Source organism: Saccharospirillum alexandrii (assembly GCF_043641555.1).
Classification (GTDB): Bacteria; Pseudomonadota; Gammaproteobacteria; order Pseudomonadales; family Natronospirillaceae; genus Saccharospirillum; species Saccharospirillum alexandrii_A.
In genome coordinates this window covers 130,607-148,139 of the sequence record NZ_JBHZRJ010000001.1, presented here as the reverse complement: position 1 = coordinate 148,139, position 17,533 = coordinate 130,607, and the positions used below count along the sequence as shown (strand labels likewise).

The window sequence follows — 17,533 nt, the reverse complement described above, 5'->3', positions numbered from 1 at the left end:
CATATTCTGCAGTCGAGCCCCCATGGATGGGTTTACGGCGACCCGGCAGGGGCATGGCCAGTGCCAGGGGCGGGTTAGTACCACGGACAAAGCCACCTGGGCGGGCTAGTGCCACAGCCCCACACACCTTGCTACACTGCCCAAAACCCCACGAGTCTGCTTCATGTTTCACGTTCTGCCCGGCAACCAGCTCGACACCCTGATCGACCCGCTCGCCACCCTGCTGGCACTGCCGGTCGACAACCCGCTGCAGCCCGACATCATTCTGGTGCAGCACCAGGGCATGGCGCACTGGCTGAACATGAAGCTCGCCGACCACCCCAGCCGCCAGATCAGCATGAACCTGGCTTTTCCACTGCCCATCCAGCAAATGTGGACGCTGATCCGCCAGGTTCTGGGTGCAAGCGAAGTGCCAGAACAGTCACCCTTCCGACGAGAAGTATTGGTCTGGCGCCTGCACGACCTGCTGGGGCAAGCATTCATTACCGAAGACCCAGCCTTCGCCGAACCCAGCCGCTACTGGCAGAACCAATCCAACCGCCAGCAACCGCTGCGCCGCTTCCAACTGGCCGAGCAACTGGCCGACCTGTACGAACAATACTTAATGTACCGGCCCGACTGGATTGAAAGCTGGGAAGCCGGCCAGGGCGACCACTGGCAAGCCCAACTCTGGCGCCACCTGGTGCGAGAAAACCCGAACCACCCGCTCGCCCTGCTGCAGCGCGCCATGCAGCAACTCGACAGCCCGGCTGAGCCGCTGCCCGAGCGTCTGTTCATTTTCGGCATCAATAGCCTGGCCCCGCTCTGGCTCGATTTTCTGAAGGGCCTCTCCGACCAGGCTGGCCTGGACATCCACCTGTTCCACCTCAACCCCAGCGACGAGTACTGGGGCGAAACCCAAAGCGAAAAACAAGCCGCCAAAAAACGCGCCGACTGGGTACTGCAAGGCCACGACAGCGACGACCTGAACATCGAAGTCGGCAACCCGTTAATCGGCAACCTGGGCCAACAGGGCCAGGCCTTCGTCAACCTGCTCAGCGACCGTGCCGACATCGAAACCCCGGTGTTCGTAGAACCCGAAGGCGACACCCTGCTCAACCAACTGCAACGCGACCTGCTAAAACTGCGCGATGGCCGCGAGCATCCATATGAGCAGCCCAGCGATGTGAGCGATCACTCCCTGTGCGTACGCAGCGCCCACAGTGCCCTGCGCGAGGTTCAGGGCCTGCACGACTGGTTGCTGCACCAGTTCAATGCCGATAAAACCCTCACCCCGAAAGACGTACTGGTGATGTGCCCCAACGTCGAAGACTACGCGCCTTTTGTAGAAGCCGTATTCGCCCGCCGCTTCGACGACATTGGCGAAGACATACCGCCCTTGCCCTGCTCCATCGCCGACCGCAACTTAAAAGACGCCGACCCAACCATCGCCGCCTTTCTCGACCTGCTCACCCTGCCCGACGCCCGCTTCCAGGTGACGCAGGTCATCGGCTGGTTGCGCGTGCCCGCCATTCAGCAACAGTTTGGCCTGACGCAGGATGACCTCGACCCCCTCGCCCGCTGGCTCAACGCCGCCTGCGTGCACTGGGGGTTGGACGACGCCCACAAACGCCAGTACGTCCAATCCAGCGACAGCACCATCAACGATACCTACAGCTGGCAACAGGGCCTCGAACGTCTGCTCGTCGGCTTCGCCTGGGGCGATACCGAAACCGTGGTGGGCCAGCGCCTGCTGCTGCCCAACGTAGAAGGCAGCGACGCCCAACTGCTGGGCAAACTCGCCGGCTTCGTCGATGCCCTGAAGCGCCTGGCCACCGACCTGCACACCCCGCGCACCGCCCGCGACTGGCAAGGCTTTTTGCAAGAACGCGTGCGCCTGGCGCTGTTCGCCACCGACGCCCGCTTTGAATCCGCCCAGGACGACCTGCGCGATGCCCTGCGCGACCTCAGCGAACACAGCCAGCAAGCCGGCTTCACCGGCACCCTGCCGCTGGCCGTGGTACGCCACGCCCTGCAACAGATGTTCGCCAGCCCGGCCCGCACCGGCCGCCAGTTCATGACCGGCCAGATCACGGTGTGCTCCATGGTGCCGATGCGCTCGGTGCCGTTTAAGGTGCTCGCCATTCTCGGTCTGAACGACGGCGAATTCCCGCGCCAGCGGCCACCGCTTGGCTTCGATTTAATGGCCAACGACCGCCCTCGCCTGGGCGACCGCTCACGCCGTGGCGACGACCGCTACCTCTTTCTAGAAGCACTGCTCTCCGCCCGCAACAGCCTCTACCTGAGCTACCAGGGCCGGGATGTAAACACCAACACCGAACGCCAGCCCTCGCTGGTGCTGACCGAACTGTTCAGCTACATCGAAGGCGCCACCGGCTGGCGCACCAACACCGGCATTCAGGCGCTTCCATTACAGCCCTTCGCGACAGAGAACTACCTCACCGACCCGGCCTCAGACAACGCCACCCCCTGGCCCAGCTTCGACAGCCGCTGGCTCCGCCTGGGCCAACCGCTACCAACACCCAACAACACGCCGTTGCTGGCCGAACCAGACTGGCCCGAAGAACTGAGCATCGAAGACCTGGTCCGCTTCGCCGAACACCCGGCCCGTGCTTTTGCCCGCCACCGCCTGGGCTTATTCCTCGACATGAACGACACCCCCGAACTGGCCGACGCCGAACCCTTCGCCGCCAACCATCTGGACCGTTACCAGCTGCAACAAGACCTGATCGCCACCCGCTTCGACTCAACCCTGCCGGATGCCGACACTCAACTCATGGCCGCCCGCCTCTCCGGCCGACTGCCGGATAACCCCCTGGTCGACGATACCCTCGCCGACTGGCAAGCCCAGGCCGACGCCTTCAGTGAGCATTTACTCTCGCTCGGCGCCGCCCAGCTGGTCACCGAACCGGCCGAGCGCACCTTCAACGACACCCTGAAAGTAACCGCTCACCTACCGCGTCTACCCGGCGGCGAACTCTTGTTCTGGCGCCTCGCCGACGCCAAAGGCAAAGACCATCTGCGTCTCTGGCTGCACCATATACTGGCCAATACTCAATCAGAAACAATCACCATGGGTGTCTTCCGCGAGCGCAAAAAAGACGAAGTCTACGCGATCAACTTTGCCCCGATGACAGTCGACACCGCCAGAACCGAACTCAGCCACTGGCTCGATTTTTGGCGCCGCGGCCAGTGCGAACCCCTGCCCTGGCACACCGAGATCGCGATGGAAATGGCCAAACCGCGCGAACGCCGCGAGTACAACCCGGGCGATTTCGACAAAGTCTGGTACGGCGACGGCTGGTTCAGCAACGGCCTCAGCGAAGACCCCTACATGGCCTGGTTCTGGCCCGAACAACCCGAGCACGATGCGATTTTTGAGGGCGTAACTGCCTTGTACGCGCCGTTGTTTGAGCACCTGGCGCAAGAGAAGTTGCAAGTAGAGAAGGAATAACAACGAATAATAACGGCTCATGGCCATGGGCGAGTTATCGCTATTACGTCAACACCCGAAACTGCCAAAAGGAAACCCGGCTTTGTTCAAAACCATCGTTTTCGACCTCGACATGACGCTTTGTTACCCAACAGAGCGTTTTGATGATGTATTCAACACCGTGTTCGGCACGACGTTGGAATCGGTGATGCCCACCTGGATGGAGAAGGTCTCCATCAACGGTGCCTGCACCGGCATTGAAGCCATTGAGAGCTGTTTTCCCGAACGCGATCGCAAAGAGAAGGAGGCATTGTTTTCCGCCTTCGCCCAGCGCTGGGCCGAAGTGCAAACGCTGTATCATGGTGTTCACTCCCTTCCCGACCGGTTGCGGGAACAGTACCAGTGCCGGGTTGGCATCATGACAAACGGCCCCTCTGTTTTTCAGCACAGTGTTATTGAAGCCCTGGGTCTGAATAAGACGTTTGATTTCTGGTATTCGAGCGGTGACGCAAGTATTGCCCTAAGAAAGCCGAATAAAGCGCTGATCAAATTGCTGGAACAAAAAGAAAGGATCGATCCGGCTTCGGCCCTGTTTATTGGTGACACTCTGGAAAAAGACATCGCACCGGCCATTGCCTGTGGCTGGTCCGGGTTGCACGTAAACCCAACTGATTCTACAACGGAGCCGATTTCTTTTAGTTCGTTCGAAAAGCTGATGGACACTGGTCGCTGTGTTTCGGTCAACTGGTCACAGCTGTCGTAGGTCGATCAGTGGCAGTATTTGTCTATCCAGCGTTCACAAGTTAAAAATAATTTTTCATCCCCTGTCGATTTAGCGGCTTATGGTTCGACTACCTTATAAGAGGCGCAACGGGATCTGCCCGCCAATGCCCTGTCGCCATTCAGGTGCGGTGAAGCTGCGCTTGAATGCCCTGAACGGTCACATCAAGGAGATACACCATGAGCACACCAGCCAAAAACACAATCTGCCTCTGGTACGACGGCGATGCCGAAGAAGCCGCCCGGTTTTACGCCGAGACCTTTCCCGACTCGTCAGTCCAAGCGGTGCATCGCGCCCCGGCGGACAATCCGTCGAGCAAAGAAGGGGACGTTCTGACCGTAGACTTCACCGTAATGGGCATCCCATGCCTCGGGCTTAACGGTGGGTCCACATTCAAGCACAGTGAAGCTTTTTCGTTTCAAGTGGCCACCGATGACCAGGCCGAGACGGATCGCTACTGGAACGCCATTGTCGATAATGGCGGGCAGGAAAGCATGTGCGGGTGGTGCAAGGATAAGTGGGGCGTGTCGTGGCAGATAACTCCGGTCGCGATGACGAAAGCATTTACCAACCCCGACCCGGCAGTCGCCAAACGCGCCTTCGAAGCGATGATGGAGATGAAGAAGATCGACATCGCCACGGTCGAAGCCGCTTGTCGCGGCTGACTCATAAGGGCAGGCACTGTTCAGGCAAGTTCATTTGATTCAAGTCAACGCGAGCCCCGCCTCTGACTCTATACTCAAGGCGGTCGGTCACGACTTGAGGGAACAGCGCCATGACAGTGTCTGCCAAAACGCCGGATCAGCTGCGCACGGCCATCGACTGGTTGCTGGAGGGCGATGTCGCCATCCAGTATCAAACCCATAGAGACCTGCTCGGACAGGATCGGCCGGATCTGCGCACCCGAATTGCCCGGGAAGGTTGGGGTGCCCAGTTACTCGGCCTACGGAATCCCAAAGGGCACTGGGGTGAGGCGTTCTACCAGATGAAATGGACCTCTACCCACTACACCCTTCTGGACCTCAAAAACCTGGCCATTGCGCCCAACCTCGCACCCGTGCAGGAGACCATTGCACAGGTGATTCAAACACACCGGGGGCCCGACGGTGGCATCGTCCACGCGACCGATGCGAAAAAAAGCGACGTCTGTATCAACGGCATGTTCCTGAACTATGCCGCCTATTTCGGGTCGAACGCAGACGACCTGAGGTCGGTGGTGGACTTTCTTCTGACGCAACACATGCCGGATGGCGGATGGAACTGCCAATCTAACCGGCGCTCAACAGTCCACAGCTCCGTGCACTCAACGCTGTCGGTTCTTGAGGGCATACATGAGTACCGAACCAACGGCTATCGGTACCAATTGGACGCCCTGTTATCAGCCGGAGAGCAGGCGGTCGAGTTCCTGCTGCGTCACCGGTTGTTCCGCTCCCAGCGCACCGGCGAGGTTTTTGATCCCAAACTGCTCATGCTGTCGTACCCGTCCCGGTGGCGCTTTGACATCTTACGCGCTCTGGACTTCTTCCAGCTGGCTGGCATCGACTACGACGAACGCATGCAAGATGCGCTGGACGTTCTCGTTAAAAAACGCAGAAAAGACGGCACCTGGCCGGTACAGGCCAGGCATCCCGGCAAGGTTCATTTCACGATGGAACGGACAGGTACCGCCAGTCGCTGGAACACCCTGCGGGCAATGCGCGTTTTGAAGCATTTCAAAAAAATGCCGGTGGTGTAAGGATCAATGGGGACTGTCCCGGCAGATAGGGTCATTCAGAAAAGACACATCCAGACATCCAGGTTTCGGAAGTGGCAAAAAACCAAGTGTCAGGTATCGGGTATACCTCTCCGGGGTAGTCTGAAGCAAGGATGCTTCAGTCTAGGCCCCAAGGACGGGTCCACGCCGACCCCGGAGAGGTATACCCGGTGCCTGACACGAACTCCTGGCACCAAAGAAAAACCAACCTCCCATTTAGTTTGCACACCACCCCCCACCTTGCCAGAATGCCCTGAACGCAACCGGTACCCCAAACACTGATGTTGGACCAAGCCCCCAAGCAACTCAAAGCCGAGACTCTGCCCCTGCAAGGCCGCCAACTCATCGAGGCCAGCGCCGGCACCGGCAAAACCTACAACATCACCCGGCTGTACCTGCGTCTGCTGCTCGAACAACAACTCAGTGTTGAACAGATACTGGTGATGACCTTCACCAAAGCCGCCACCGCCGAATTGAAAGGCCGCCTGGGTCAGCTTATTCGCGATGCCCACGATCACTGGGGCGCCATCGACGAACCGTTTTTCAACACACTCGCTGAGCGCATCGAACCGCAAAAAGCCCGCGCCCTGCTGCACAAGGCCCTGCTCAACCTCGACGAAGCCGCCGTGTACACCATTCACGGCTTCTGCAAACGCGCCCTCACCCAGCAGGCCTTCGCCAGCGGCATCAGCTTTCACGCCGAAATGGAAGCCGACAGCAGCGCGCTGATTCTCGAAGCCCTACAGGACTGGTACCGGCGCGAAGCGCGCGGCGACCAATTCGAACACCTGCAAAGCTACTGGGCCACACCGGACGACTTTGCCAACGAATGGGGCCGCACCATCGGCGGCAGCGAGACCGTCGTCGAGCCGGAACTGACCGAACCGCACGACGCCTGGAACGCCTTCTGCCGGCACTGGGCCTCAGAGGCCGACGCCTTCTACACCCTGAACGTCAAACCCCGCCGCGGCGAGGCCAGCACGGCCGAATGGCAGGCCAAACTCGATGAACTGACGGACCTCAGCCAGCAACCCTGGCCCGGCACCGTGCCCGAGGTGTTTGGCGGCAAATTCCTCAAAGACGCCTTCAGCACCCAAAAGAAAGTCGACGCTCTGCCGCACCTGCACACCCTGGCCCAGCAACTGGCCGGTATGGCGAAAGAAGCCAAAGCCTGGTGGGCCTGGCAGGGCATCACCTTCGCCCGCGCGCACCTGCTGACCAGCAAAGACCGGCTCGACCAACTCGACTTCAACGACCTGATCATCCAATTGCGCCAGCGCCTGCAAGACGCCGACGCCGGCCCGGCGCTGGCCGCCAAACTCGCCGAGCAATTCCCGGTCGCACTGGTCGATGAATTTCAGGACACCGACCCAGACCAGTACGCCATTCTCGATGCCCTGTACCCCAAAGGTCAGCCCGGCCTGCTGTGCATGATCGGCGACCCGAAACAGGCCATTTACGGCTTTCGCGGCGGCGATGTGTTCGCCTACCTCAAAGCCCGCGACAACGCCGACCAGCAATGGCACATGGACACCAACTTCCGCTCCCACCCGGCCGTGGTGCAGGGCTACAACCGGCTGTTTTACGGCGAACACCCGCTCGATGCCGACGGCCAGGTACGCACGCAAAAAGCCAGCGCCGATGTGTTCGGGTTCGGCATCGATTACCTGCCGGTGAAAGCCGGTAAACCCGACCTGCCCGACATCGACGACCCGGCCGATCGCGGCGCCGTGCAATGGTGCCTGCTGCCCGCCACCGAAGACGAGCCCAAAGGCTACACCCGAACCGGCCTGGAGGTGCTGGCCGACTGGACCGCCCGCGAGATCCGCCGACTGCTGTTTGAGGCCAAACTCGATGGCCAACCAGTACAACCCGGCGACATCGCCCTGCTGGTGCGCAGCAAGCACGAAGCCGAAGTCATCCAGAACGCCCTGCGCACGCACCAGCTCGCCTCGGTGTACCTGAGCGCGCGCGACAACGTACTGCAAAGCGCCGAGGCCGAAACCCTGGCCCGCGCCCTGAACGGCATACTGAACCTGGAGAACGACCGCGCCCTGATCGCCGCGCTCGCCACGCCCTGGTTCGGTTACGACACCGAACGACTGTTCCAGCTGCAGCAAGACGAACACGCCTGGGCCGAAGCCCTGTTCGAACTCACCGAACTGCGCGAACGCTGGTTCAGCCAGGGCCTGATGAGCATGGCGCTGCAGCTGTTTCAGCGCCACGTGCGCCCGCACCCGCAACGCCACGAACGCACGCTCACCAACAGCCTGCACCTGCTCGAACTGCTGCAACAGGCCAGCCAGCAACACCGCCAACCCTGGCAACTGCTGCACTGGTTCGACCAGGCCCGGCAAGACGACACCCTGGCCAACATCGCCCAGCTGCGCCTGGAAAGCGATGCCAACCTGATACAGGTCATCACCCAACACGGCGCCAAGGGGCTGGAATACCCCATCGTCTTTTTGCCGTTCGTCAGCTACGGCCGCAGCAAACCCAAGCAACCGCCGATGCTGATTCGTTACCACGACCGCGCCAACTACAACGCCGTGCTCGCCCTGAACCCGAGCGACCCGGAACGCGACTTCTATGAAGAAGAACAGGCCGCCGAAGACATCCGCCTGCTGTACGTCGCCGCCACCCGCGCCGAACGCCGCCTGTATGTGATGGCCGCCGAGTTCAAGGAACTGGAGCGCTCGCCCCTGGCCCGCTGCCTGAACGCAAAAACCTTCGACGCCCTGACCGAACAGCTAACCACCTTCGCCAACCAGGGCAACGGCGCCGTGCTCAGCCTGCCGGACACCCCGCTCGCCGACGCCGCGGCCCCCGAGGCTACAACCACCAGCACCGCCCACGCCGCCCAATTCCACGGCCGCATTGAACGCGACTGGTGGCTCAGCTCCTTCTCGGCGCTGACCCGCAACGCCCGCCACGGCGGCCTGACCACGCCGGACCGCGACCAGGACGACCCCGAACAAGCCCCCACCGCCCCGCAAGACCGGCCACTGCGCTTCCGCCTGGCCCGGGGCGCCGAAGCCGGTAACCTGCTGCACGACCTGCTCGAACGGCTCGACTTTGAACACCCGGATTTCACCACCGAACTCGCCTGGGCCGAACAACGCTACCCCGCGCTGCTGCCGAAAGACGGCACAACCGGTGACCAAACCAGCAACCAGGAACCCACAACACCCGGCATCAGCCCGCTGCGCCCGGCTCTCGCCACCTGGCTCAGCGACATCCTCAACACCGAACTGCCCAGCGGCGCCCGCCTGGCAGACCTAAGCCAGGCGCACACCCAGCGCGAAGCGGCGTTTTATTTCCCGATGGCAAGCAAAGGCCAGGGCCTGGCCCGCATCCTCGCCCGGCACCGCAATACCCCGGACGTCATCCTGCCCGAACCGCCGCGCCTGAAAGGCATGATGCACGGCTACATCGATTTGATTTACCAGTGGCAGGGCCGCTATTACGTGGTCGACTACAAATCGACCTGGCTTGGCGAACGCCTGGGCGACTACAACCCAACGGCCCTCACCGAGAGCGTGCACGCCAGCTTCTACGACCTGCAATACCTGCTCTACACCCTGGCCCTGCACCGCTACCTGCGCACCCGCCTGCCCGACTACAAACCCGAACAGCACCTCGGCGGCGTGCACTACCTGTACCTGCGCGGCATGACCCAGGGCCAAACCACCGGCATCTACCACCGCGACCCGGACCTAACCGCCCTGCACGCCCTGGACACCCTGTTCACCGGCACGGAGACCCCCGCATGAGCATCGAACCAACCCCCGGGCACTCTCCAAACCAACCACCGCTACACACCGCGCGACAGCGCCTGGCCAACATCAACGACATCGACCTGCACCTGGCCGCACAACTCTGCGACTGGCTGAACACCCACACCGACGACCTCTTCCACAGCATCGCCGGCACAAGCCACACCCTGCAGCAGGGCCACAGCTGCCTCTACCTGCCCGCCTGGGCCGGCCACACCGAATGGCACAGCGACGACAAACCCGGCTACACCTTCCCACCCCTGGAAGACTGGCTGGCCCAGCTGAGCCAACTGCCCATAGGCCCCGAAGACAACGCCCCCATCGTGCTCGATGGCGACCGCCTCTACCTGCGCCGCTACTGGCAATTCGAACAGGAACTGGCCAGCCAACTGCGCCAGCGCCTGCAACCCGACGCCAGCGACACCACCGTTGATACCAAAGCCGCAAAAGCCGCCCTGCACACCCTGTTCCCGGCACTCGCCGAAGCAGACGCCACCGCAGAACCCGACTGGCAAGCCATCGCCGCCGCCAACGCCCTGTTCAACGGCTTCAACATCATCGCCGGCGGCCCCGGCACCGGCAAAACCTACACCGTCACCCGCCTGCTCGCCCTACTGGCGATGACCAGCCCGCACGACCTCAAAATACGCATGGCCGCCCCCACCGGCAAAGCCGCCCAGCGCCTGGCCGAATCGATCCGCGATGCCAAAAGCGACCTGGCTGGCCGCATCGACCTGCTCGCCCTGAACAGCATTCCCGATGAAGCCACCACCTTGCACCGGCTGCTCGGCGTCATCCCCAACCGGCTCGACTTTCGCCACAACGAACGCAACCCGCTCGACTGCGACGTGCTGCTGGTAGACGAAGTCTCCATGGTCGACCTACCCATGATGACAAGACTGTTCCGCGCTCTACCAGAACACACCAAAGTCATATTACTGGGCGACGCAGACCAATTACCGAGCGTAGCCGCAGGCTCAGTACTAGCCGACCTCGCCCAACGCCCCCACCCGGGCTACAGCCAACAAAGAGCCAAAGCCCTAAAGGCTTTAGGCCTGACTGTTCCTACTCAAAGCTCGAAGCTCGATGCTCAAAGCTCAGAACTCGCAGCTCCAAACTATCTAACTTTCCTTAAACACAGCCGCCGCTTCCACCAACACAGCGGCATCGGCCGCCTGGCCACCCAGGTCATCAACGGCGAAGCCGAGGCCAGCCTCGCCACCCTGCAAAGCGACGCAGACGACCTGGCGTGGATTCCCACCGACAAAGCCCAGCAACAGATCAGCCACTGGGTCGACCACTGGTACCGCCCCATCGCCAGTGCCGCGAGCAAAGCCGACGCCTTCAACGCCCTGTTCCAGTTCCGGCTACTCTGCCCCGCCCGTGTAGGCCCCATGGGCGTAGAAGCCCTGAACGAACGGATACTCAAAACCCTAAACCCAACCCGCGCCCCCTTCTTCAAGGGCCAGCCGATCATGATCACCGAAAACCACTACGGCATCGGCCTCTACAACGGCGACATAGGCCTCATCTGGCCCGACGACACCAGCGGCCACCTAATGGCCTGGTTCCAGACCGGCGACACCGACTACCGCCCCCTAGCCCCCGGCCGCCTGCCCCGGTTCGAAACCGTGTATGCGATGACGATACATAAAACCCAGGGGTCTGAGTTCGAGCGCGTGGCGATAGTGTTGCCTGAGCAGGCGATGGGGTTGTTGAGCCGGGAGTTGATCTATACCGGGTTAACGCGGGCTAAGAGGGAATTGTTTGTTGTTGGGGGTGAGGGGATTTGGTGTGAAGGGGTTGAGAGAAAGGTTGAGAGATTCAGTGGTTTAAGCATCAGGCTTCATTGCTGAGCCCGCAGTCGCAGTAGAATCTGCTCTTGGGCGCGCCAAAAGCGCCATACAAACCTTTAGCAGGCGCTGGAGGTTTGTTGTGCTTGCTCAATCTGCTTACGCTGACGCTCGGACGCGCCTTCCAGGACCTTGGCATAGACCCGTTTTTTCTTTTTAGACGACGCATTCCGGATAAAATCTGCAAATGCAGTTGACGCCACCTTGGGTTGACGGCTGAACATTGTTCGATGCCTCTTGGGTGTTAAGTGATCAATCGGGTCAGGGACTCGCGACTGTATTCGTGATCTACATAATAGTCAATACGGTCAATATTTGCCTCGTAGACTCTGGTTCTGTTCGAATAATCCTTTATTAGCAGATCAACTTTAATATCGGCACCAAAATGAGCTTTTAAAGCATTGACCGTAGCCCTGGCGGCGAAAAACTGTTCAATGAAATTGACAGGCAGTATTCGCCGACCTTCCAACCTCTCCCTGGCCTGCACGAATTCCCAGGCCCGCAAAGGGTCCTGATACACATACAATACCTGCACCACCCGGCCTCTACTCAGGGAACGGGTAATATTATCCTTAGCTTTGTCTTCATTATGGAGCGTCCCGTCCATGATGAAACTCTGGCTTTGTTTCAGCGCCATATCGTGTATGTATTCAACGATAACCGATACTGCACTCTGGAACAGATGGCTGTTGCATCCATCGTATTGATCAAATTCGACTCTCAGTTCGTCTGCATCGATGCGCAGGATGGGGTTATCAGGGAACTGGTCGATCAGCTCTTTTGAGGACTCCGTCTTACCGGCACCTGGTGACCCGGCCATAAATACAGAAACCGGGTCTTCTTCCGGCAGATACAGAGATTGGTCCGTCAGTCGGCGAGCAATGGCCTTCTTTGTTCCCTTTTTCTTCGCCCAGGTGAGTGCATCTTGGGCAATCTTTCGATCATCGGGTGTTAATTCCATGATTTTAATACCGATCCTGAGTTTGCTTCTTTCAATCCTCCATAGATCCCGCAGAGGTGCGACGAAGCCTCGCACAATATTGACCATCACTCCAGTTCCAGTTAATAGCTGTTGGCCTTGGGCACCCGCGTAGGCCCATGGGCGTAGAAGCCCTGAACAAACGGCTACTCAAAACCCAACCCAAGCCCTCTTCTTCCAGGGAAAGCCGATCATGATCACCGAAAACCACTACGGTATCGGCCTCTACAACGGCGACATCGGCCTCATCTGGCGCGACGACACCAGCGACCACCTAATGGCCTGGTTCCAGACCGGCGACAACGACTACCGCCCCCTGGCCCCCGGCCGCCTGCCCCGATTCGAAACCGTGTATGCGATGACGATACACAAAACCCAGGGGTCTGAATTCGAGCGAGTGGCGATGGTGTTGCCTGAGCAGGCGATGGGGTTGTTGAGCCGGGAGTTGATTTATACCGGGTTGACGCGGGCTAAGCGGGAGTTGTTTGTTGTTGGGGGTGAGGGGGTTTGGTGTGAGGGGGTTGTTAAGCGGGTTGAGAGGTTTTCCGGGCTAACATTAGCAATTAAGAGCTAGGGAGCCTATGAACAACTCCCCCAGGGCTATGCGCGAGCTAAAACGTTCTGCCACAATGCGCACTTCGCAGAGCACTGGCCGTAGCCCCTTTCAAGAAGTGCAACGCCGGGGCAGGACGTTTTAGCCGCGCCCGCCGGGGCTTTCCGAGGAACGCTGCCACTTCGTTGGACTTATTTGAAAGGTCTAGACATTCCTGCATAAGTCCGCCTCGCGCCAACGACCCTCGGATAAGCCAGAGCCCCGGGGGAGGGAGGTTATTCAGAGGATCCCTAATATTCAGAAAAAGGGTGATGTACTTGGGCCACTCATGTCACTATACGATCAATTCTATAACTATGTGAGCCAGCAGAACGTTGATATCTAGTGTCATTTCTGGAGATCCTTTTTCAGTATGGCAGTCACTATCCGATTTTTGCCCACACCAACAATACAAATGAAAAAGTAGAGAAAAGAAGTGGCTATGAATCCAATTATCAAAGCGCAACTCAATACTTTCAAAGAAATGAATCCCAATGAAGTTATGAGTGAATCTGATCTTTTTGAAGTTATGTCAATCTTTTCATTAGAAAATGGCATTCTCGGAGAGAACATAGATCCATTTAGGGCTCATTTAAAGGGCGTAGAGTTTGGAATTGATGGAATTGCCATATCCATTCAAGGGACACTATGCACAGATGTCGACGAAGCGGCCGAAGTACTATCTGTTGGTAGGAACCACACTTCAGAATTTACCTTCTTTCAATCAAAAACGTCAGACAGCTTAGATTATGGGAACATATCTAAATTTCTCGATGCAGTATATGATTTTTTCACTAGCCAAACCCTTGTGAAAGGTCCGCAAGTAGACGAACTTATCGCAGTAAAAGACGAAATTTATGGTAAGGCGGCAAAGACTAGCCCTTCCTTGAGATGCTACTACTGCACTACCGGATCTGGTCAAGCCTCTGCTGTTATACAGCAATTGATTGAAACAAATAAGAATCGTTTAAGTGAATTGAACATATTTAATGACATTCATATTGAATGTGTAGGGGCCAAAGTCATTCAAAATGGTTTTCGCTCAGCTACTAATTCGTCATCAGCAAAACTAAGCTTCCCAAAGGCAATTACAATGCCGAGTCATGATAAGGTTGATGAGGCATATATTGGTTATGTCTCCGCATCAGAGGTACTGAATATTGCGCTTGGAGAGCCCGACCAACAAGGGGTGGCTCACGTGAATAGATCGCTTTTTTACGACAATGTTAGAGATTTTAATCCAGAATCAGAAATAAATAAGTCAATAATATCAGATCTAAAAAATGGTGACGAAGCCTCTTTTGTATTCAAAAATAATGGTATTACAGTGGTTTCAAAAAATATCGATCGTAAAGGAGATATTTTTACGATTGAAGACTATCAGATCGTAAATGGATGCCAAACCACAAATATTTTGGCACATATTAGAGATAAGGCTGAAAGTATTTCAGTACCGCTTAGATTGATTGGCTGTGGTGATGCTGATTTTGTGTCTAGCGTCATCATTGGTACAAATCGACAAAACGAAGTTAAAGAAGATCAGTTTTGGGCGTTACGTCCATTTATGAAAGATTTGGAGGAATATTGTGCTTCCCAAAGCGGTGATGCACGTATGTTTATCGAAAGACGAGACAATCAGTATCGAGATGTCTCGATTGAACGAACAAGAATTCTTCGTCCTTCGGACTTGATGAAGGCGGCTGCTGCTATGTTTTTTTATCAACCACACCGCGCTGCTCGTGATCATAGAGGGATTCGAAAAGAGTTCTCAGGTCGAATTTTTTCAGAGAACCACAATGTTGAACTTTATCATCTAGCTGCGCTTGCCTTGTATAAGTTTGACTATTTGGTGCGCACAGCAAAGGTTGATAGATCTCGTGTTATTTTCCGGTTCTATGCCTTATATGCTCTTGTAAAACAGCATTGGGAAACTCCTGATATATTAGATACTGCACCAAAAAAACAGAAAAAAGTCAAGGATGCTGTTATTTCTGTTTTAAATGATAATGATAGATTTTCAGCTCAGATTGAGGAAGTCTCAAGCCATCTCGATAGTATAATGTCAGAGTCAGGCATAACTGCTCGCGAAAGCATCCGAGATTACATAAGAGCTGAAAGCGTAGTAGATGAGTTCACTCGTAGAATGTTTTCGCAGTAAAGGTATATTGATCGTTTAGAACTAAGGAAGGTCTGAATAACCGATGATTTTCGTCAGGCTTGGAGAAAATCATTGGTTATTCAGACCTTCCCTAGCTATCGGCAGGGTATTCACCATTCATACATTCCGTATCCAGCCAAGTTTCAAAGGCATCAACCGCTTGTTCAACAGCATTCTGTTTCTTGATTTTAACTCCACACTCCCAGACTACGAACACTCGCCACCCACTTTGATTAAGCAAGTCCTTGTTACGCAGATCTCTTTTAACATTACCTTCGAGTTTTTCTCTCCAAAAATCAGTTCTGGTTTGTGGAAGTTTGAATAGTTTGCATCCATGCATATGCCAGAAGCAACCATTTACCAGAACGACTGTTCTATACTTAGTCAACACCACATCCGGCTTTCCCGGCAATTTTCTGGAATGAAGACGATAGCGGTAGCCCCTTCTATGCAATTCTTTCCTGATACTTACTTCAGGACGAGTATTTTTCGATCTTATCCCCGACATATACCGTGAGCGGGTTTGTTTGTTGACAATATCCACAAATATGCTCCTGGAAAGTAGGCAAGAACCTGGTATGCTACCCATCTAATAGACTAGTGGACTGACCATGGCAGCACAAATCAGAGTAATCGACCTCTTCGCCGGACCAGGAGGGCTCGGAGAGGGCTTTTCAGCCTATCAGGATGAAAATGGTGACTTTCCTTTTCAAATAGTGGCATCTGTTGAAAAGGAAAAAAGTGCACACGACACTCTTACTCTGAGAGCATTTTTTCGTCAATTCAGAGGCGGTGAAGTCCCTCAAGCATACTATGACTATATTCAAGCGGGTGGAACAGAAGACCTCGAGGTTGCCTTCAACGAGTACACTGACCTACTAGACGCAGCGAAAAGAGAGACGCTCCATGGGCCTAAGGCTTTAGGAAGTAGTGATCACAAAGCAATATTCGATGCAATAAAAGAATCCATAAAGGGGTTTCAAGGGCAGAAAATAGTTATAGGCGGACCTCCTTGTCAAGCATATTCCCTAGCAGGCCGAGTTAGAAATAAAGGCAATAAAGAATACATTCCAGAGCTAGATAACCGGCACTTTCTTTACCAGGAGTACTTAAAAGTACTTGACTTGGTTGAACCTGAAATATTCGTCATGGAAAACGTCAAGGGCATACTTACCGCGAAAGTGAATGGCGGTTCTATATTCGAAACAATACTTTCCGATTTACATTGCCCATCCAGAACTCTGAATAAAAAACCTAAAGCTAAATATGATATTTACCCTTTTGCAGTACCCGCTTCGGATGATATGTATATTACGGGGTACCGGGGAAAAGGACCTGACTTCATTATTCGAACCGAAGAGTTTGGGATACCACAAACTAGGCATCGCGTAATACTTCTAGGCATAAAAAAGAATTTAGGTATCGAATTTGATAAGAATAAAAGTTTACTTGAAGAGGCAAAGCGTGCCAATGAAGTAACTGTCTCGCAGGTGATATCAGACCTACCCAAATTACGGAGTGGAATAACCAAAGTTCCTAATACTACAGAAAATTGGTTGAACAATTATAGAAAATCGCTAAAAATTGTAAAGAAACATTTGCCTAGTGAATATAATTTGTTAGCAAAAGAAATAGAGAACCCTTTGAGTATTATACACACGCTGACTCAGGGAGATTTTTTCATAGAACAAAAAAAACCAAGAAAAAGCCAACTACCGAAAGAACTTAAGAAATGGTATCTAGATAAGCGAATGAAGGGTGTTGCCAATCACTCCTCACGAAGTCATATGGCCTCAGATATTCAAAGATATCTATTTGCTAGTGCATACGCTCAGTTAAATAATGGACAATCTCCAAGAGCAAAAGATTATCCAGAAACACTATTCCCTGATCACAAAAACTGGGAAAGCGGGCACTTTGTAGACAGGTTCAAAGTCCAAGCTGGAAATCGCGCCGGAAAGACAGTAACAAGCCATATATCGAAAGATGGTCACTATTTTATTCACTACGATCCTATTCAGTGCAGAAGCCTTACAGTTCGAGAAGCCGCTAGGATACAAACTTTTCCAGACAACTACTTCTTCAAGGGAAACCGGACAGAACAGTTCGTACAGGTTGGCAATGCTGTGCCACCATTACTAGCAAATAAGCTTGCAAAAGTAGTATGGGACCTTCTTCTTTCAAGGACGTAGCAGAATTTACTGCTAG

Annotated in this window: 12 protein-coding genes; 9 read left to right on the top strand and 3 right to left on the bottom strand. The window is 55.6% G+C overall.

The genetic code is table 11. The features are described 5' to 3' along the window. Positions 1-163: 163 nt before the first annotated feature. The 6 genes from recC to recD all read left to right on the top strand — a co-directional run bounded on the left by recC (position 164) and on the right by recD (position 11,599). On the top strand, positions 164-3,454 hold the full coding sequence (gene recC, locus ACHUE7_RS00580) for an exodeoxyribonuclease V subunit gamma (RefSeq protein ID WP_394168236.1): 3,291 nt from the start codon (positions 164-166) through the stop codon (positions 3,452-3,454). Positions 3,455-3,536: 82 nt separating this feature from the next. After that, positions 3,537-4,196: an HAD family hydrolase gene (locus ACHUE7_RS00575; RefSeq protein WP_394168235.1), complete on the top strand. Its 660-nt coding sequence runs from the start codon at positions 3,537-3,539 to the stop codon at positions 4,194-4,196. 197 nt (positions 4,197-4,393) lie between these two features. After that, on the top strand, positions 4,394-4,879 hold the full coding sequence (locus ACHUE7_RS00570) for a VOC family protein (protein ID WP_394168234.1): 486 nt from the start codon (positions 4,394-4,396) through the stop codon (positions 4,877-4,879). Between the two features lie 110 nt (positions 4,880-4,989). After that, positions 4,990-5,949 (top strand): hypothetical protein, encoded by a 960-nt coding sequence (locus tag ACHUE7_RS00565; RefSeq protein ID WP_394168233.1) that lies wholly within the window; start codon positions 4,990-4,992, stop codon positions 5,947-5,949. A gap of 299 nt (positions 5,950-6,248) precedes the next feature. Next, a complete protein-coding gene (gene recB, locus ACHUE7_RS00560; RefSeq protein WP_394168232.1) occupies positions 6,249-9,740 on the top strand; it encodes an exodeoxyribonuclease V subunit beta in 3,492 nt (1,163 codons plus the stop codon). Then, on the top strand, positions 9,737-11,599 hold the full coding sequence (gene recD / locus ACHUE7_RS00555) for an exodeoxyribonuclease V subunit alpha (protein WP_394168231.1): 1,863 nt from the start codon (positions 9,737-9,739) through the stop codon (positions 11,597-11,599). The genes recB and recD overlap by 4 nt, the downstream gene beginning before the upstream one ends. A gap of 56 nt (positions 11,600-11,655) precedes the next feature. Here the strand turns inward: recD and ACHUE7_RS00550 are convergent, their stop codons facing one another. Together ACHUE7_RS00550 and ACHUE7_RS00545 are read right to left on the bottom strand one after the other, a co-directional pair. Then, positions 11,656-11,820, bottom strand: coding sequence for a hypothetical protein (locus ACHUE7_RS00550; RefSeq protein ID WP_394168230.1), 165 nt, complete (start codon positions 11,818-11,820; stop codon positions 11,656-11,658). A gap of 20 nt (positions 11,821-11,840) precedes the next feature. After that, positions 11,841-12,644 carry a zeta toxin family protein gene (locus ACHUE7_RS00545; RefSeq protein ID WP_394169137.1) on the bottom strand — a complete coding sequence of 268 codons (804 nt, stop codon included), beginning with the start codon at positions 12,642-12,644 and terminating at the stop codon, positions 11,841-11,843. A gap of 124 nt (positions 12,645-12,768) precedes the next feature. On the opposite strand from ACHUE7_RS00545, the gene ACHUE7_RS00540 reads away from it, so the two are divergent. Together ACHUE7_RS00540 and ACHUE7_RS00535 are read left to right on the top strand one after the other, a co-directional pair. After that, positions 12,769-13,149, top strand: a complete 381-nt coding sequence (locus tag ACHUE7_RS00540; RefSeq protein ID WP_394168229.1) for an ATP-dependent DNA helicase — start codon at positions 12,769-12,771, stop codon at positions 13,147-13,149. Between the two features lie 460 nt (positions 13,150-13,609). Next, entirely contained in the window at positions 13,610-15,325 is a 1,716-nt protein-coding gene (locus ACHUE7_RS00535; protein WP_394168228.1) for an AIPR family protein, read from the top strand. 91 nt (positions 15,326-15,416) lie between these two features. Here ACHUE7_RS00535 and ACHUE7_RS00530 read toward each other — a convergent pair whose 3' ends face one another. Further along, the gene (locus tag ACHUE7_RS00530; RefSeq protein ID WP_394168227.1) at positions 15,417-15,869 is read right to left on the bottom strand and encodes a very short patch repair endonuclease; all 453 of its coding nucleotides are present in this window, start codon (positions 15,867-15,869) and stop codon (positions 15,417-15,419) included. A gap of 67 nt (positions 15,870-15,936) precedes the next feature. Here ACHUE7_RS00530 and ACHUE7_RS00525 point away from each other — a divergent pair, with 67 nt between their 5' ends. Continuing rightward, positions 15,937-17,517, top strand: coding sequence for a DNA cytosine methyltransferase (locus ACHUE7_RS00525; protein WP_394168226.1), 1,581 nt, complete (start codon positions 15,937-15,939; stop codon positions 17,515-17,517). The last annotated feature ends 16 nt before the right edge of the window (positions 17,518-17,533 follow it).